The organism is Phenylobacterium sp. NIBR 498073, assembly GCF_027286305.1.
GTDB lineage: Bacteria > Pseudomonadota > Alphaproteobacteria > Caulobacterales > Caulobacteraceae > Phenylobacterium.
The window spans coordinates 4,073,815-4,091,174 of the sequence record NZ_CP114599.1 but is presented as its reverse complement, the minus strand read 5'-3'; the positions used below and the strand labels follow the sequence as shown (position 1 = coordinate 4,091,174).

General features: G+C 70.0%; 17 protein-coding genes. 13 read left to right on the top strand and 4 right to left on the bottom strand.

Annotated elements, in window-relative coordinates; translation table 11 throughout:
- Positions 1-7: 7 nt before the first annotated feature.
- Together O4N75_RS20325 and O4N75_RS20320 are read left to right on the top strand one after the other, a co-directional pair.
- Entirely contained in the window at positions 8-538 is a 531-nt protein-coding gene (locus O4N75_RS20325) for a GNAT family N-acetyltransferase (RefSeq protein WP_269627222.1), read from the top strand.
- Positions 535-1,071 carry a GNAT family N-acetyltransferase gene (locus tag O4N75_RS20320; protein WP_269627221.1) on the top strand — a complete coding sequence of 179 codons (537 nt, stop codon included), beginning with the start codon at positions 535-537 and terminating at the stop codon, positions 1,069-1,071. The genes O4N75_RS20325 and O4N75_RS20320 overlap by 4 nt, the downstream gene beginning before the upstream one ends.
- Here the strand turns inward: O4N75_RS20320 and O4N75_RS20315 are convergent.
- Positions 1,068-1,868, bottom strand: a complete 801-nt coding sequence (locus O4N75_RS20315) for a phosphatase PAP2 family protein (protein ID WP_269627220.1) — start codon at positions 1,866-1,868, stop codon at positions 1,068-1,070. The two genes, O4N75_RS20320 and O4N75_RS20315, sit on opposite strands and share 4 nt — an antisense overlap.
- 56 nt (positions 1,869-1,924) lie before the next feature.
- On the bottom strand, positions 1,925-2,806 hold the full coding sequence (locus tag O4N75_RS20310) for a MaoC/PaaZ C-terminal domain-containing protein (protein ID WP_269627219.1): 882 nt from the start codon (positions 2,804-2,806) through the stop codon (positions 1,925-1,927).
- A gap of 211 nt (positions 2,807-3,017) precedes the next feature.
- Between O4N75_RS20310 and O4N75_RS20305 the strand changes: the two genes are divergently transcribed.
- Positions 3,018-3,821, top strand: coding sequence for a SapC family protein (locus O4N75_RS20305; RefSeq protein ID WP_269627218.1), 804 nt, complete (start codon positions 3,018-3,020; stop codon positions 3,819-3,821).
- A 61-nt stretch (positions 3,822-3,882) separates the two neighbouring features.
- Here O4N75_RS20305 and O4N75_RS20300 read toward each other — a convergent pair whose 3' ends face one another.
- Positions 3,883-4,275 (bottom strand): acyl dehydratase, encoded by a 393-nt coding sequence (locus O4N75_RS20300; RefSeq protein WP_267231696.1) that lies wholly within the window; start codon positions 4,273-4,275, stop codon positions 3,883-3,885.
- Positions 4,276-4,378: 103 nt separating this feature from the next.
- Between O4N75_RS20300 and O4N75_RS20295 the strand changes: the two genes are divergently transcribed.
- The 10 genes from O4N75_RS20295 (at position 4,379) to hisG (ending at position 14,898) form a co-directional block, all read left to right on the top strand.
- A complete protein-coding gene (locus O4N75_RS20295) occupies positions 4,379-4,669 on the top strand; it encodes a hypothetical protein (RefSeq protein ID WP_267231697.1) in 291 nt (96 codons plus the stop codon).
- An 81-nt stretch (positions 4,670-4,750) separates the two neighbouring features.
- Complete coding sequence (locus O4N75_RS20290; RefSeq protein WP_269627217.1) at positions 4,751-6,880, top strand: protein-disulfide reductase DsbD domain-containing protein; 2,130 nt, start codon at positions 4,751-4,753, stop codon at positions 6,878-6,880.
- Between the two features lie 113 nt (positions 6,881-6,993).
- The gene (gene pgi, locus O4N75_RS20285) at positions 6,994-8,610 is read left to right on the top strand and encodes a glucose-6-phosphate isomerase (protein WP_269627216.1); all 1,617 of its coding nucleotides are present in this window, start codon (positions 6,994-6,996) and stop codon (positions 8,608-8,610) included.
- Positions 8,611-8,658: 48 nt separating this feature from the next.
- Complete coding sequence (locus O4N75_RS20280) at positions 8,659-9,513, top strand: SDR family NAD(P)-dependent oxidoreductase (protein ID WP_269627215.1); 855 nt, start codon at positions 8,659-8,661, stop codon at positions 9,511-9,513.
- Between the two features lie 86 nt (positions 9,514-9,599).
- Positions 9,600-9,953 (top strand): metalloregulator ArsR/SmtB family transcription factor, encoded by a 354-nt coding sequence (locus O4N75_RS20275; RefSeq protein WP_269627214.1) that lies wholly within the window; start codon positions 9,600-9,602, stop codon positions 9,951-9,953.
- A complete protein-coding gene (locus O4N75_RS20270) occupies positions 9,937-10,407 on the top strand; it encodes an SRPBCC domain-containing protein (RefSeq protein ID WP_269627213.1) in 471 nt (156 codons plus the stop codon). Before O4N75_RS20275 ends, O4N75_RS20270 begins: the two co-directional genes overlap by 17 nt.
- A gap of 2 nt (positions 10,408-10,409) precedes the next feature.
- The gene (locus O4N75_RS20265) at positions 10,410-11,060 is read left to right on the top strand and encodes a glutathione S-transferase family protein (RefSeq protein ID WP_348649509.1); all 651 of its coding nucleotides are present in this window, start codon (positions 10,410-10,412) and stop codon (positions 11,058-11,060) included.
- Between the two features lie 291 nt (positions 11,061-11,351).
- Positions 11,352-12,821: a histidine--tRNA ligase gene (hisS, locus tag O4N75_RS20260; RefSeq protein ID WP_269627212.1), complete on the top strand. Its 1,470-nt coding sequence runs from the start codon at positions 11,352-11,354 to the stop codon at positions 12,819-12,821.
- Complete coding sequence (locus O4N75_RS20255) at positions 12,818-13,951, top strand: ATP phosphoribosyltransferase regulatory subunit (protein ID WP_269627211.1); 1,134 nt, start codon at positions 12,818-12,820, stop codon at positions 13,949-13,951. The genes hisS and O4N75_RS20255 overlap by 4 nt, the downstream gene beginning before the upstream one ends.
- Positions 13,948-14,898 carry an ATP phosphoribosyltransferase gene (hisG, locus tag O4N75_RS20250; protein ID WP_269627210.1) on the top strand — a complete coding sequence of 317 codons (951 nt, stop codon included), beginning with the start codon at positions 13,948-13,950 and terminating at the stop codon, positions 14,896-14,898. The genes O4N75_RS20255 and hisG overlap by 4 nt, the downstream gene beginning before the upstream one ends.
- A gap of 357 nt (positions 14,899-15,255) precedes the next feature.
- On the opposite strand, the gene O4N75_RS20245 is transcribed toward hisG, so the two are convergent.
- Entirely contained in the window at positions 15,256-17,301 is a 2,046-nt protein-coding gene (locus O4N75_RS20245) for a M13-type metalloendopeptidase (RefSeq protein ID WP_269627209.1), read from the bottom strand.
- Positions 17,302-17,360: the final 59 nt, after the last annotated feature.

Sequence of the window (17,360 nt, the reverse complement as noted above, 5' to 3'; positions counted from 1 at the left end):
CGTTCGCATGATTCAGACCGAGCGCCTGATCCTTCGCGCCTACCGCGAAGAGGACCGAGCCGACTTCGCCGCTCTGAATGGCGATCCGCAGGTCGGCTATTGGGTCGCCAACGTCATGGACCGCGCGCGCAGCGACGCCATGATGGATCAGCTCAACGCACACATCGCCGATCACGGCTACGGCCTCTGGGGCGTGGCGCGGAACTCTGACGACAGGATCATCGGGTTTTGCGGCCTGCGGCCCGTCCCCGCGGGCGATCTGCCAGTCGGCCCTGTGATCGAGATGGCCTGGCGGATGATCCCCGCCGTCTGGCGCCAAGGGCTGGCCTCCGAGGCGGCTTCCGCGGCCCTGGCCTGGGGCCTGGCCCATCTCGATGTTTCCGAGATCCTCGCCTTCACGGCCGACACCAACCTGGCGTCCCAGGGGGTGATGCGGAAGATCGGCATGGTCGCCGACCCGTCCCGCGACTTCGACCATCCGCGGCTGGCGGCGGATCACCCGCTGAACCGCCACGTCGTCTACACGGCCCGCCGATGAGGCTGGAGACCGAGCGCCTGATCCTGCGCCTGTGGCGTGAGGAGGACCTTGAGCCGTTCGCGGCCATGTCCCGCGACGAGGAGGTGATGCGCTGGCTGGGCGGGGTGCTGACCCGCGAGCGCGCCCGCGCCTACATAGAGCGCGCTCACGACGCCTTCGCCCGTCTTGGCATGTGCCGTTTCGCCATCGAGCGGCGCGAGGACGGCGCCTTCATCGGGGCGTGCGGCTTGATGCCCTCGTTCGAGGAACTGCCGGTTCCGCCGTTCATCGACATGGGCTGGCGACTGAGCCGCGAGGCCTGGGGCTGTGGCTATGCGACCGAGGCGGCGCGCGCCGTGCTGCACGACGGCTTCACGCGCCTGGACCTGCCGGAGATCGACGCCATCACCGCCGCCGTCAACCTGCGCTCGCGCGCGGTGATGGAGCGGCTCGGCATGGCCTATGACGCCGAGCTAAGCGGCTTCCCCGGCCCTGGTCATGCCAAGGACGATCCGATGCGTCGGACCGTCCTCTATCGGGCTTTCCGACCTTAGGCGGCGCAGCCGCTCGGCGCGGACTTGGCGCGGGCGATCTCGCTGCGGGCCTTCTTCATGTCGGCCTGGAACTGCGGGTCGCCGTGCAGCCGCGCGACCATGGCGCTGGCCAGGGTGCGGCCGGCTTCGATGTCGCTGGCGTAGTGCACGCCGCAGATGATCCGGCTCTCGCCGATCTGCTTGCCGACGTCCAGCATCGCGTCGGCCTTGGCCGGGGCCAGCTCGGCCAGGATCAGCGCCCAGGCCCAGCCGGTCATCGAATGCCCGGACGGATAGGAGGCGTTGGTCTTCATCCAGTCCTCGCGCGGGATGCAGATCGGCTTGTCGTCGCCGATCATCGGGCGCGGGCGGTCGTAGTGGTCCTTGGCCGGCTTGCCGACCGTGCGCACGTCGAGTTCGACGCGGTGCATGATCTTCAGCGTGGCCGGGGTCTGCTTCTCGTCGATCGAGACGCCGAGCTTGCAGGCGTACTGCTTCAATGCCCCGCCGCCCCACAGGTCGTTCTCGACCACGGCCTGCTTCCACCGCGGCGAGCCGGCCAGGGCGCGGGTCTCCTCGTAACGGGCGCGGTCGGCCTGGCCGGTCAGGCTCTGCGGCGTCGGCGGCGGGCCGAGCAGGGCCGCCCCGTTGAGGTCGCCCTCAGCGAGATAGCCCGTCAGGTCGGTGGGCAGCGGATTGAGCGGCGCGGGCGCCAGGCTCTCGTCCACCGGCGGCGCGTCGGGCGCAGAGGTGGCGGCGCAGGCGGTGAGAGCGGCGGCCATGGCCAGGCCGGCGACAATGCTGAAGCTACGGATCATGGTCGCCTCTCTAGAACGGCTCCCAAGCCTTGGGAACCGTTCCGGAGGCGGACGAACTACCGCAGCACGGTCAGGCCGTTCTTGATGACCGTCGCGTTGCGGGCCTTCACCCGGGCCTCGAACGAGATGTTCTTGCCGTCCTTCCAGATGTCCACGGTGATGGTGTCGCCGGGGATCACCGGGGCCGAGAAGCGGGCCTGGTGCGAATAGATCTGGTCGGGGTCGAAGTTGACGACCTCCTGCAGGATCGCCCGGCAGGTGATGCCGTAGGTGCACAGGCCGTGCAGGATCGGCTTGTCGAAGCCGGCCTTCTTGGCGACCTCCGGATCGGAGTGCAGCGGGTTGCGGTCGCCGTTGAGCCGGTAGAGCAGGGCCTGGTCGTCACGGGTGTCGAAGTCGACCGAGATGTCCGGCGCGCGGGTCGGCACCACATGCGGCTCGGGCGCGCCTTCCGACGGGCCGCCGAAGCCGCCGTCGCCGCGGGCGAAGGTGGAGCCGGTCAGGGTGGCGACCTTCTCGCCCTTCTCGTCGGTCCAGACGGTCTCGTTGATGATCACCGCGCCCTTGCCGGCGCCCTTGTCGTAGGCGCCGACCGTGCGGCCCTGGGCGGTATAGGTGCCCGAGGCGCTCAGCGGCTTGTGCAGTTCCACCTTCTGCTCGCCATGCACGACCATCAGAAAATTGATCTGGCTGGGACGGTGGCCGGCCGGCATCTCCGGGGCCGGGCCCGCCGTGCCGCGCATGCTCGACGCCAGCACCGTAGCGGCGGTCGGGATCACCTTGAGGTTCTTTTCGTAGACGAACGGCAGCTCGGTTTCGTTCATCTGGTCGCGGGCCATGCCGACGCCCAGGGCGTAGAGCATCACGTCCTTGTCGCCGTAGGAGAAAGTCCTGGGCGCGGTCTTCTGGTCGAGAATGTCGGGATAAAAGATAGCCAAAATATATCCTCCGGTATGTGGCCTTGGCGGCCTTATCGAATGGGACGAATTGAAGCGGTTCGCCCCGCCGGAGGCAAGTCGGCTGCGTGCAGGTTTGCGGGCGTCTGCCCGATCAGGTAGAAGCGGCGACTTCGCCCGAGACGGCGCGCAAGCCAAAACACCCGCCCGCTCGAGCAACCCTATCATCGCCCAGGATCATCGAAGGTATTTCATGGCGAACGAAACCCCGACCGGCATGGGTCAGATCACCGGCAACGTGCTTTTCTATTCGAAGCCGGAACCGCTCTCCATCGACCTGCACAGCGGCCTGGGCGTGAAGAGCCTGCCGGGCCCGTTCACCTTCGCCAAGGAAGGCCACGCGGTCCCGCTGACGGTGACCGAATTCGGCGTCTCGTCGCTCTGCGGCCCGATCATCTTCGTCGGCGAGGACAAGATCCCGCTGGCGGTGATGGGCCTGAACCTCGGCCAGAACATGTTCCTGCAGGACAACGGCCTGTTCGAGCCGGGCGTCTACGTCCCGGCCTATATCCGCCGCTACCCGTTCGTGTTCGCCACCGACAACAACGCCGGCCAGATGGTGCTCTGCATCGACCGCTCGGCCGAGTTCATCGTCGATAAGGCCGACGCCGACATGCTGTTCTTCGACGCCGAGGGCAAGCCGACCGAGTACACCCAGAACTGCATCAACTTCTGCAACGACTACGAGATGGAGCGCCAGCGCACCCAGAGCTTCGTCGAGCTGCTGAAGGGCCTGGACCTGTTCGAGACCAAGAAGGCGCTGTTCACCCCGACCAATCCGGACGGCAGCGCCGGCCCGCAGCAGACCATCGCCGAGTACTTCGGCGTCTCGGAAGAGAAGCTGAACGCCCTGCCGCACGACAAGTTCATCGAGCTGCGCGACAACGGCGCCCTGGCGCAGATCTACGCCCACCTGGTCTCGCTGGCCGGCTGGGATCGCCTGATCGCCCTGGCCATGGCCCGTGCGCCGCAGACGCCGGCCGCCGCCAACGTCTAAGGGCGCGGCAAAGCCAATTCGGAGCGGCGGGCCTTGCGGCCCGCCGTTTTCGTTTCGGGATCTAGCGCGCGAAGACGCTGCGGGTCAGGCAGGAGAAGACCAGCCGGCCGGCCTCGTCGAGCAGGTCGTGCTGGGCGATGACGATGCCCTTGCCGTCGCCGACCGGGTCCTTGCCCATCACCGTCATCCGGCCGCGCAGCAGTTCGCCGGCCGGCGGGTTGCGGGCCCAGCGCAGGGCGTCGACGCCCAGGCGCTTGGTCTGCGGCCACTCCAGGGCCGAGGCGGCGTCGAGCCGGCACCACAGCGCATAGACCATGGCGTCGGGCGCGCCCCGCTCCGTGGGCCAACCTGGCGCGAAGGCGGCGATGAAGGCCTCGAGCGCGGCGGGCTCGACCGGGATCTCTCCCAACGAAACCACCTGACCCATTTCGATGTCATCGAACGACGCGGGCACGGTACGCACTCCAGTTTCGGAAAAACGCTGATTCGCCGATCATCGCGCCTGACGGTGACAAGTCGAGCTTTTGTGAGCGGGCGCGGCGGCCTATGAGGCGGTGATGTCGAGCGGGTGGCTGATCGGAGTGATGATCGAACTGGCGGGGGAACCGGCGCCCGTGCGCCACTTCTTCGCAGTCGGACACGAGGATCGCAACAAGGCCGAGTGGACAGCCATCGACCGCGCCATGCTGATCGGCGGCGTTGCGGCCAGCCCGGTCAAGGGGCTGGAGCCGGTGCACGTCATCGGTCCGCTGGCTCCGCGCACGGTGAAGACGCTGGCGCTGAAGCCCGGCGAGGTGCGGCCGCTCGGCTGGAAATGGCCGCGCCGCTGGCTGGCCTTGGCCGAGTAGGGTCGGTCGCGACGTCAGCGTCGCTTTGCGCGGGCGCGCCGGCGGGCCATATAGCGGGTCGTACCTGATCGGGATGACCGGATGACGCGCCTTCTTGCGAAGCTCCTGGCGGCTTTCACCCTCGTCTGGGCGCTTCCTGCGGCCGCCCAGCCGGTGGATACCGGCCACCTGGTCGCCGAACTGGTGGCCCGCGACCAGTCGATCGCGCCGGGCGCGACCACCTACGTCGCCCTGCGCCAGAAGATCGACAAGGGCTGGCACACCTACTGGCGCAATTCCGGCGACAGCGGCGAGGCGACGCGCATCGCCTGGACCCTGCCCGGCGGCTGGACCGCCGGCGAGATCGTCTGGCCGGCGCCCACGCGCCAGCCGACCGGGCCGCTGATGAACTACGGCTACAAGGACGAGGTGCTGCTGCCGGTGGCGATCACCGCGCCCGCCAGCGCCAAGCCGGGCGAGATCGTGAACCTCAAAGCCCATGCCACCTTCCTGGTGTGCGAGGAGATCTGCGTCCCTGAAGAGGCTGAACTGACCCTGGCGCTGCCGGTCGCCGAGGGCCTGGCCGAGCCGAATCCCGAATGGAGCGGCCTGATCGCCAAGACGCTGGCCAATGCGCCGGCGCCGGCGGGGCTCAACGCCGCCTTCTCCAAGCAGGGCCCGGCGCTGGCCCTGGCGATCACCGGCGAGGCGCTCAAGGGCGCCGACCTCTCAGAGGCCTACTTCTTCCCCTTCGACTCCACGGTGATCGACCACGCCAAGCCGCAGGCGATCGAGGCCGGCCCGGACGGACTGACCCTGACGCTGACCCCCGGCTACGCCTTCCAGCAGCCGCAGGCCCCAACCGCGATGGCCGGGGTGCTGACGCTCGGCGACAGGGCCTATGAGATCGCGGCCAGCGAGGGGGCGTTGCCGGCCGGCGCCTCCGGCCTCGGCCCGCCGGCCCGGGCGAGCGGCGGCGCGTCCGGCGCGCTCGGCCTGCCGATGGCGGCGGCTTTCGCCTTCCTCGGCGGGCTGATCCTCAACCTGATGCCGTGCGTGTTCCCGATCCTGGCGATGAAGGCCGCCTCGCTGGCCGGCCATGCGCATGAGCGCCGTGCCGCCCGGGCGCAGGGCCTGGCCTTCCTGGTCGGGGTGCTGGCCACTTTCCTGGCGCTCGCCCTGTTGTTGATCGCGGTGCGGGCCGGCGGGGCGGCGGTGGGCTGGGGCTTCCAGCTGCAGTCGCCGCCGGTGGTCGCGGGCCTCGCCCTGCTGATGCTGGCCGTGGCCCTGAACCTGTCGGGCGTGTTCGAGGTCGGGTCGTCGCTGCAGGGCGTCGGCACGGGCCTGGCCGGCAAGCGCGGCCTGGCTGGGGCCTTCTTCACCGGCGCCCTGGCCGTGGTCGTCGCCGCCCCCTGCACCGCGCCGTTCATGGCCCCGGCGCTCGGCTGGGCCCTGACCCAGAGCGCGCCCGCCGCCCTGGCGGTGTTCCTGGCGCTGGGCCTCGGCTTCGCCGCGCCGTTCGCGCTGGCCGCGTTCGTGCCGGGCCTGCTGTCGCGCCTGCCTAAGCCCGGGCCGTGGATGGACGGGTTCAAGAAGCTGCTGGCCTTCCCGATGTACGGTGCGGCCGCCTGGCTGGTCTGGGTGCTGACCCTGCAGGCCGGCGACACCGCCCTGGCGCGGATCTTCATGGCAGCGATCGTGCTGGCCCTCGGCGCCTGGCTGCTTGGCGTGGCCCAGCGCCGCCGCGCCGGCGGCGCCTCGGTGATCGCGGCGCTGGCCGTGGGCGGAGTGCTCGCCCTGGTCGCCGTCGCCGCCGCGGTCTGGCCGAACTACGGCGAGCCCGCCGCCGCCGAAGCCGCCTCGGGCGGCGGCAAGGCGAACGTGCCCTATGAAGCCTATTCCCCCGAGAAGCTCGCCGCGGCCCGGGCCGCCGGCAAGCCGGTGTTCGTGAACTTCACCGCCGCCTGGTGCGTCACCTGCCAGGTCAACGAGCGCGTCGCCCTGACCAGCCAGGCGGTCGCCGACGCTTTTCAGCAGACCGGCGCGGTCTATCTGAAGGCCGACTGGACGCGGAAGGACGCCGTGATCGAGGCCGAGCTCGCCAAGCACGGGCGGGCCGGGGTTCCGCTCTACCTCGTCTATGGCGCCCAGGGCGGCGAGGGGGTTATCCTGCCGCAGATCCTCACCGAAGGCCTCGTCGTCCGGGCTTTGAAGGACGCGCAAGGCCGCTGACCCGCGGGGGAGGCGCCGGACGCTCCGGCAAGGCGGGCGCCTTTTGCTAACGGCGATACCCTAAACGCCCCGCGACCGTCTCAAACAGGCCCCCGCACCAAGTAGGATTGAGCATGACCGACCTCGCCGCCGCCTGGACCCAGTTGGAAGCCGCCGCCCAGGCCGCCCGCGCGCGTCGCATCGCCGACCTGTTCAAGACCGAGCCGGATCGGCTGGACCGGCTCAGCGTCGAGGCGCCCGAGCTGCTGCTCGACCTGTCCAAGCAGCCCTGGTCGCTGGCCGAGGCGAAGATCGCCCTGGCGCTGGCCAGGGCCGGCGGGATCGAGGCCGCGCGCGAGCGCCAGTTCGCCGGCGAGGCGGTCAACCCCTCCGAGGACCGCGCCGCCCTGCACATGGCCCTGCGCGCGCCCAAGGGCGCGGCCTTCCAGGCCAAGGGCCAGCCGGTCTCGGCCGAGATCGACGCCACCCGCGAGGGCATGGCCGCCCTGGCCGCCGCCGTCCGCTCCGGCGAGAAGCGCGGGGCCACCGGCCAGGCCTTCAAGGCGATCGTCCACATCGGCATCGGCGGCTCGGACTTCGGTCCGCGGCTGGTCTGGGAGGCGCTGCGTCCCCTCAGCCCGCAGATCGAGTTGCGCTTCGCCGCCAATGTCGATCCGGCCGACATGGCCCTGGCGCTGGACGGGCTCGACCCGGCTAGCACCCTGGTCGTCGTGGTCTCCAAGACCTTCACCACCCAGGAGACCATCGCCAACGCGCTGGTGGCCCGCGCCTGGCTGCGGGCCGCCTTGGGTCAGGCGGGCGATGCGCACCTGCTGGCGGTCTCGGCGGCGCCGGACGTCGCCCAGGCCTTCGGCGTGCCGGCCGACCAGATCTTCGGGTTCCGCGACTGGGTCGGCGGCCGCTACTCGGTGTGGTCGGCGGTCGGGCTGTCCTGCGTGATCGCGCTCGGCGCCGAGGCGTTCGAGGCGTTCCTGGCCGGCGGCCGGGCGATGGACGACCACTTCCGCGCCGCGCCGCTGGAGGCCAACGCCCCGGTGCTGCTGGCGCTCGCCCACATCTTCAACCGCGACGGCCTGGGGCGGCCGACCCGGGCGGTGGTGCCCTACGCCCAGCGCCTACGGCTGCTGCCCAACTTCCTCCAGCAGCTGGAGATGGAATCCAACGGCAAGCAGGTCGACATCCATGGCCGCCCGGTCGCCCGCGCCACCGCCGCGGCGGTGTTCGGCGACGCCGGCACCAACGTCCAGCACGCCTTCTTCCAGTTGATGCACCAGGGGGCCGACATCATCCCGCTGGACATCATCGCCGTCGCCGAAGCGGCCGAGGGCGAGCCTTCCAACCAGACTAAGCTGCTGGCCAACGCCATCGCCCAGGCCGAAGCCCTGATGGTCGGCAAGCCGGAAAGCGAAGTTCGCGCCGAGCTGGCGGGGCAGGGGATGGACGCGGCGGCCATCGACGTGCTGGCCCCGCAGAAGACCTTCCACGGCGACCGCCCGTCCAGCTTCATCCTGCTGCAGCGCCTGACCCCCGGGGCGCTCGGCGCGCTGATTGCGCTCTACGAGCACAAGACCTTCGTCGAGGGCGCGCTCTGGGAAATCAACAGCTTCGACCAGTGGGGCGTGGAGCTGGGCAAGACGCTCGCCACGCGGATCCTCGGCGAACTGGAGGGCGGGCCGCGCGGGGCGCATGATCCGTCCACCGAGCGACTGGTGAGCCGGCTCAAGGCCTGAGGCTGAGCCGGGGCCGAGGCAGAACAAGAAACGAGGGGAGAGGCCCATATGCGTGACCTGAACGGAAAGACCGCCTTCATCACCGGCGGGGCCAGCGGCCTTGGCCTGGCCATGGCGCACGCCTTCGGCGGCGCGGGCATGAACGTCATGCTGGCCGACATCGAGGAGGCGCCGCTGAAGGCGGCCGTGGCCGATCTCGAAGCCCGGCAGGTCCGCACCGCCAGCGTGCTGTGCGACGTGGGCGACCGCGCCGCCGTGGTCGCCGCGGCCCAGGCGACGGTCGATACCTTCGGCAAGGTGCATGTGGTCTGCAACAACGCCGGCGTCGGAGCCGGCGGTCCGATCGGCGAAGTGAAGCCCGCTGACTGGGACTGGATCGTCGCGGTCAATCTGATGGGCGTGGTCTACGGCATGGACGCGTTCCTGCCGCACATCCGCGCCCACGGCGAGGGCGGGTGCTTCGTCAACACCGCCTCGATGGCCGGGATGATCTCGGTGCCGGGCATGGAGCCCTACACCGCCACCAAGTACGCGGTGGTGGGCATGTCCGAGGGCTGGGCAGGGCAGCTGGCGCCCGAGAACATCAATGTCGCCGTGCTCTGCCCCGGCTTCGTGAAGACCAAGATCAACAAGTCGGGCCGCACCCGGCAGGCCAAGTACGGCGGTCCGACCGAGCCGGTCGCCAGCCCCGGCGGCTCGCCCGTCGACAGCGGCATCGAGCCGGACCGCGTCGGCCGGCGGGTGCTGGAGGCGGTGCAGGCAGGCGAGCGCTACATCTTCACCCATCCCGATATGCGCGGCCTGGTCCAGGGCCGCTTCGGCCGGATCATGGCCGGCTTCGACGTCGCCGACGCCAGCCCGGCGCTCGAAGGCATGGAGTACGTCACCCCCGCCCTGGGCTGACCGCGACGGCGGCCGTTCGCGCCGCCGAAAACGCGCCCCTTGCATTTAACCGATATGTTAATTAACCTGTCCGTTAAATGAAAACGATGTCCGACCCTCTCAGCACCACCTTCCAGGCCCTGGCCGACCCGACCCGGCGTGCGATCCTGGCGCGCCTCGCCCTGGGCGAGGCCTCCGTCAGCGATCTCGCCCAGCCGTTCGAGATCAGCCTGCCGGCCGTCTCCCGCCACCTGAAGGTGCTCGAACAGGCCGGCCTCGTCTCACGCACGCGCGAAGCTCAATGGCGGCCCTGTCAGTTGAATGCGGGACCGCTCAAGGACGCCGCCGGCTGGATCGAGCACTACCGCCGGTTCTGGGACGGCAGCTTCGAGCGGATGGACGCCTATCTCGCTGAACTGCAGGCCAATAAGGAGGCCAAGGATCATGAGCGCGACGACTAACGCCGCCGTCCTCCAGGACGACGAACTGCTCATCGAGCGCATCTTCGAGGCTCCGCCCGAGCTGGTCTTCGAAGTCTGGACCACGCCCGAGCATCTAATGCGCTGGTGGGGTCCGAAGGACTTCGTCACCACCACCTTCGAGCAGGACTTCCGCGTCGGCGGCGCCTATCGCGCCTGCATTCGCGACGACAAGGGCGCCGACCACTGGATGCAGGGCGCCTACAAGGAGATCGTGCCGGCCGAGCGCATCGTCATGAGCTTCGGCTGGGCCGACGGGGCGATGGGCGTGCGTGACCACACCGTCACGGTCACCTTCGGGCGGCTGGCCGGCGGTCGCACCCTGTTCAGCTTTCACCAGACGTCGTTCGCCACGGTCGAGGCCCGCGACTCCCACATCGGCGGCTGGAATTCGCTGCTCGACAAGCTGGCCGGCTACCTGGCCAAGGAGGCCTGATCATGATCGAAGTTTCCGCCTTCAAGTGGGTTCCGCCCTTCGCCCGCGGCCTGGTTCGCGACCTGCGCGTCCGCTGGGCGCTGGAGGAGGCGGGCCTGCCCTATCGCGCCCGGCTGATCGACTTCGACGACCGCGAGACCGCCGCCTACCGGGCGCTGCAACCGTTCGGCCAGGTGCCGGCCTATCGCGAGGGTGAGCTGGCGATGTTCGAGAGCGGGGCCATCGTTCTGCACATCGCCGCCGGCGCCCCGGCCCTGCTGCCGGCTGACCCGGACGGCCGGGCCCGGGCGACCGCCTGGCTGTTCGCGGCGCTCAATTCCATCGAGCCGCCGATCCAGAACCTGGCCGAGCTCGACCTCTTCAACGCCGACCAGGAATGGGCGCGTCTGCGCCGGCCCGCCGTCGTGGCCTTCGTCGAGCAGCGGCTGGGCGAACTCGCCGCCAGTCTCGGCGGCAAGGACTATCTGGAGGCGGGCGGCTTCACGGCCGGCGACCTGATGATGGTCACGGTGCTGCGCAACCTGCGCCACACCGAGCTGATGGCGCAGTTCCCAACCCTGGCCGCCTATCAGGCCCGCTGCGAGGCGCGCTCGGCCTTCCAGGCGGCGCTGGCCGCCCAGCTGGGCGACTTCGTCGAGCTCGAACCGGCCTGAGCCGTTCCGACTCGCCATCTTCACACTTTGCGTCTAAGACCCGGGTCGCAATGACCCGGGTTTCGCACCATCACGGCCATCACCATCCGACCGCACACGCGGGATCGGCCTGGGATCGCATGGCCTAAAAGCGACCCCCGCCCGAGCCACCCGCACCAGCGGATGGGGCTCCGGGCACGCCAGCTCCATCCGTCGAAGTTCTCCTTTTCAAGGACCTGACGAATGGACATCTCCGCTTATCAAACCCAGCCGCGCCTTGCCGCGCGCGCTGCGACCCGCTAGGCGAGCGCCATGACCGACGCTCCCCGCCCCGAGGCCCGCGCCCCGCGCGGTTTCAACGACCGCCGCGCCCGCGACCTGGCCGCCGAGCGCCAGATCCTGGCCAAGGTCTCCGCCGTCTATGAACGCTACGGCTTCGAGGCCTTCGACACCGGGGCCTTCGAGTATGCCGACGCGCTCGGCAAGTTCCTGCCCGACGCCGACCGTCCGAACGAGGGCGTCTTCGCCCTGCAGGACGACGACGAGCAGTGGATGGCCCTGCGCTACGACCTGACCGCGCCGCTGGCCCGGTTCGTGGCCGAGACCAAGGAGGGGTTGCCCAAGCCGTTCCGCCGCTACGCCTTCGGCCCCGTCTGGCGCAACGAGAAGCCCGGCCCTGGCCGCTTCCGCGAGTTCATCCAGTGCGACGCCGACACCGTCGGCTCGGCCCGGCCTGAGGCCGACGCCGAGATCATCGCCATGGCGGTCGAGGGGCTGGAGGCCGCCGGCCTGCCGACCGGCTCGGCGATCATCAAGATCAACAATCGCAAGCTGCTGAACGGCCTGCTGACCACGGCCGGCGTCAAGGACGACGCCCAGAAGCTGGCGGTGCTGCGCGCCGTCGACAAGCTGGACCGCCTGGGTCCGGAGGGCGTGCGCCTGCTGCTGGGCGAGGGCCGTAAGGACGAGTCCGGCGACTTCACCAAGGGCGCGGGCCTCGACGCGGTCGGCGCCGAGGCGGTGCTGGCCTTCGTGGGCGCGGGGCTGAGCGGCCGTTCCGAAACCCTCGACCAGATCGCCGGCATCATCGGCGGCTCGGCCGAGGGCGACGCGGGCCTGGCCGAACTGGCGGCGATCGACAAGGCCCTGACCAGCCTCGGCGTCGGCGTCGAGCGGGCCGCCTTCGACCCCTCGATCGTGCGTGGGCTCGAGTACTATACCGGCGCGGTGTTCGAGGCCGAACTGCTGCTCAAGACCAAGGACGAGAAGGGCCGCGGCGTCCGCTTCGGTTCGATCGGCGGCGGCGGCCGCTATGACGACCTCGTCGCCCGCTTCACCGGCGAGCAGGTGCCCGCCACCGGCTTCTCGTTCGGCGTCTCGCGCCTGGTCTCGGCCCTGCGCGCGGCCGGCAAGGACCTCGGCGACGACATCCGCGGCCCGGTGGTGGTGATCGCCTTCACCCCCGACGACATGACCCACTACTTCTCGGTGGTCGGCGAGCTGCGCGCCGCCGGTATCCCGGCCGAGGTCTATCTCGGCTCGGCCGGCATGAAGGCCCAGATGAAGTACGCCGACCGCCGCATGGCGCCGGCCGCGATCATGCTGGGCGGCGACGAGATCGCCGCCGGCAAGGTCACCATCAAGGACCTCGACCTCGGCCGCGCGCTCTCCTCGGGCGTGGCCGACAACGCCGAGTGGCGCGAACAGCGTCCGGGCCAGCAGACCATCGACCGCGCCGAGCTGGTCGCGGCCGTGCGCAAGATCATCGAGGCCGGCCGATGAGCGCTGAACCCGCCGTTCCCGCCGAGCCGCTGGCCGCGATCCGCGCGCCGTTCCTGGACCTGGCCGCCGAGGTCGTCGACGCCCCGATCCTGCAGCCGCTCGGCCTGCTGCTGGAACTGGTCGGCGAGGCCATGCGCCCGCGCCTGTTCGTCGTGCAGTCCGAGGGCGGGCAGGAGACCTGCCTGCGCCCGGACTTCACCGTCCCGGTGGTGCGCCAGCACCTGGAAAGCGGCCGCACCTCCGGCCGCTATTTTTATGAGGGCAAGGCCTTCCGCGCCTCGCCCGAGCCGGGCCGTCCCGACGAGTTCCGTCAGATCGGCCTGGAGCGCTTCGATGCGGCGGGGTCTTCGGTCGTGCAGGCCGACGCCGACATCGCCGTCCTGGCCTGGCGCTCGGCGCTGGCCGGCGGGCGCAGCGACCTTTCGCTATGGCTGGGCGACATCGCCCTCTTCGCCGCCTTCGTCGACAGCCTGGGCCTGGCGGCCCCGCTGGCGGCGCGGGTGAAGCGGGTCGCGTCGCGTCCCCGGCTGCTGGCCGCCGAACTGGCCCGCGCCGAAGGCGCGGCCGCCGCACCGAGCGACGACGGCAAGCTCGCCGGCCTGCTCTCGGGCCTGTCGGAGGCCGAGGCCGCCACGGTGCTGGAGGAAGTCTGGGCCCTGGCCGGGATCGACCCGGTCGGCGGCCGTGGTCCGGCCGAGATCGCCCAGCGGCTGATCCGCCGCGCCCAGGCGGCCCAGGCCCCGGCCCTGACCGGCGATCAGGCCGATCGCATCCGCCGTTTCCTGGCCATCGAGGATGCGCCGCAGGCGGCCTTCGACGCGATGCGGGCGGTGGCCGGCGCCGGGGCGCTGGACGCCCCGCTGGCGGCTTGGGCCGAGCGCCTGGAGCTGCTGACCGCGGCCGGCGTGCCGGCGGCGAAGATGCACTTCGCCACCGCCCTGGGTCACGCCTTCGACTACTATGACGGCCTGACCTTCGAGATCCGCTCGGCCGCGCTCGATCCCGAGCGCAGCGTCGCGGTCGGCGGGCGCTATGACAGCCTGCCCTCGCGGCTGGGCGGAGCGAGCGGCGCGCGCGCCGTCGGATGCGTGGTCCGGCCCTGGCGGGCCTGGGCGGGAGGCGAGTCGTGAGCGAACCCCTTATTCTCGCCGTCCCGTCGAAGGGGCGCCTGAAGGAGCAGGTCGAGGCCTGGCTCGGCGACTGCGGCCTGAAACTGTCCGTGGCCGGCGGATCGCGCGGCTACATGGCTGAGCTCAAGGGCGTGCCCGGCATCCAGGTGCGGCTGCTGTCGGCCGGCGACATCGCCGAGGCGCTGGACCTTGGCGAGGTGCACCTCGGCGTCACCGGCGAGGACCTGCTGCGCGAACGCGGCGGCGACGTCGACGCCCGCGTGCTGCTGCTGCGCGCGCTCGGCTTCGGCCGCGCCGACCTCGTCGTCGCGGTGCCCAAGAGCTGGATCGACGTCGAGACCATGGCCGACCTGGAGGAGGTGGGCCACGACCTGCTGGCCCGCTCGGGCCGGCGCATGCGGGTGGCGACCAAGTATCTGGTCCAGACCCGGGCGTTTTTCGCGCGGCATGGGGTCGCCGACTACCGGATCACCGAATCCGGCGGCGCGACCGAGGGGGCGCCGGCGGCCGGCTCGGCTGAGCTGGTGGTCGACATCACCACTACCGGCGCGACCCTGGTCGCCAACGGCCTGAAGGTGCTCGGCGATGGGGTGATCCTGAAGAGCCAGGCCCATCTGACGGCCTCGTTGCGTGCATCCTGGAGCCAAGATCAACTTGCGGCGGCCGAGCGGTTGCTGCGGGTCATCGAGGCGCGCGCCGCCGCCCACGACAGCGCCACCCTGATCTGGCCGGCCGATCCGCGCGAGACGCCGGTCGTCGACGCCCTGGTGGCGGACGGCGCGACCCGCCGTCCCAACGGGTTGCTGGTGCCGGCCGGCAAGGTGGCCGAGGCGTCCTTGACGCTGGCGGCGGCTGGAATCGGGCCGGTCACTGCCTCGCGGCCGGACTTCGTCTATGACGTGGGTTGTGCGTCGAGCGATGAACTACGCAGGCGAGTGAGGAATTGACGATACCGTCAAAAAGAATCCCCAAAACGGGCGAAAATATCCCGCTCGCGCAAATCTGATCGATAAATCCAGAGTTCATCGATTTCGGCGCATTGACTCGGGTCAGAAATTACCGTTTTCTCAGTCCTGCGAGAGACATGACGGCCACCAAGTCCGACAGTCTCCGGCGTTTCGGGGAGGAAACGCCCGCTCTATAAGAGCGACTGCTCAAAATATGGCCCGCTGCGATTATCGCCCGCAGCGGGCCAAATTTTTGGCCGACGCAAATTTTGACTTAAATGTCAAAAATGCAGAAGCCCAAAGAAAAGGCGGCGACCCGGGCCGGGGCGCCGCCCTTCTCGCGACCTCAGCCGCGCCCTACCAGATCCGCACCCGGCCGCCCGGGGCCAGGTACATGCCGTCGCCCGGCTTGACGCCGAACGCCTCGTAGAAGGCGTCGATGTTCTTCACCGGCACGTCGACGCGGTACTTGGGCGGCGAGTGCGGGTCCGAGACCAGCTGCTGGCGCATCATGTCGTCGCGGTACTTGCCGCGCCACACCTGGGCCCAACCCAGGAACACCCGCTGGTCGCCGGTGACGCCCTCGATCACCGGCGAGGGCTGGCCGTTCAGCGACAGGCGATAGGCGTCCAGCGCCACCAGCAGGCCGCCCAGGTCCGCGATATTCTCGCCCATGGTCAGCTCGCCGTTGATGCGCGCGCCCGGCAGCACCTCGACCGCCGAATACTGGGCGCCGAACTTCTTGGCCTGGGCGTCGAACTTGGCCGCGTCCTCGGCGGTCCACCAGTCGGTCAGCTTGCCGTCGCCGTCGGACTTGCGGCCCTGGTCGTCGAAGCCGTGGGTGATCTCGTGGCCGATCACCCCGCCGATGGCGCCGTAGTTCACCGCCGGGTCGCCGTCGGGATCGAAGAACGGCGGCTGAAGGATGGCGGCCGGGAAGGCGATCTCGTTCTTGGTCGACAGGTAGTAGGCGTTGATCGTGGCCGGGGTCATCAGCCACTCGTCCTTGTCGACCGGGCCGCCCAGGCGCGCGACGTGATAGTCCCAGTCGAAGGCGCTGGCCCGCTTGACGTTGCCGTAGAGGTCACCGTCCTTGACCTCCAGGCCCGAGAAGTCGCGCCACTTGTCCGGATAGCCGATCTTGGCGCCGAATTTCGACAGCTTCTCCAGGGCCTTGGCCTTGGTGTCCGGGCCCATCCACTCGAGCTTCTCGATCCGGCCCTTCATGGCGATTTTGACGTTGGCGACCAGCGTCTCCATCTTCGCCTTGCTCTCCGGCGGGAAGTAGGCCGCGACATAGAGCTTGCCCAGCGGGTCGCCGAGGTTGTTGTCGGTGGCCGCCACCGCGCGCTTCCAGCGCGGGCGTTGCTCGGGCTGGCCCGACAGGGTCTTGTTGCGGAACTCGAAGCTGGCCTGGACGAAGTCCTTGGACAGGTACGGCGCGGCCTGGTCGACCAGGTGGAACGCCGACCACGCCTTCAGGGTGTCCATCGGCGTGTCGGCGAAGATCTTGGCGATCTTCGGGAACGCGGTGTTCTGGGCGACGACGACGCGGTCGATCTTGTCCAGCTTGGCGCCCTTGAGGTAGGCGGCCCAATCGAAGCCTGGCGCGTACGCCTGCAGCTCGGCGACGGTATAGGGGTTGTAGGTCTTGTCGTCGTCGCGGCTCTCGGCTCGCGTCCAGGACGCCTCGGCGATCTGGGTCTCCAGGGCGACGATGGCGGCGGCGTGCTCGGCCGGCTTGGCCCAGCCGGCCAGGGTCAGCTGCTTGGCGACATAGGCCTCGTAGGCGGCCTTCTGGGTCTTGAAGCGGTCGGTCAGGTAGTAGTCGCGGTCAGGCATGCCCAGCCCGCCCTGGTTGACATAGACCGTGTAGCGATCGGGCGCCTTGGCGTCGTCGTGGATGTAGCTTCCGAAGAACGCGCCGCCGAACTGGCGCATCGTCGCGCCCATCAGGCCGGCCAGCTCGGCCTTGGTCTTGATCTTGCCGATGGCGGCCAGGTCGCCGGCCAGCGGCTTGGCGCCCAGCGCCTCGACCGCGGCTTCATCCATGTAGCTCCGGTAGAAGGCGCCGACCTGGGCCTCCTCGCCGGTCGCGGCCTTGTTGGCGGCGGCCTTCTCGGTCACCGCGCGCATGCGCTCCTGCGAGAGGTCCTGCAGGGCGTCGAAGGCTCCGAAGCGCGAGCGGTCCGACGGAATCTCGAGCTTCTTCATGTACGTGCCGTTGGCGTACTCGAAGAAGTCGTGCGACGGGGCCACGGCGGTGTCGCGGCCGGCCATGTCGAAGCCCCAAGGGCCCATTCGCGGCGCCTTGGAGAGGTCGGGCAGGTTGTCCGCCAGCGCCGGGGCCGACACGCAAAGAAGGGCCGCGGCGGAAGCCGCGCCCAGCCAGAGGGTCTTCATCGGTATTTTCGAGCCTTCTGAGGGTCTTACGAAGAGGGCGCGACCGTGGACCGGCCGCG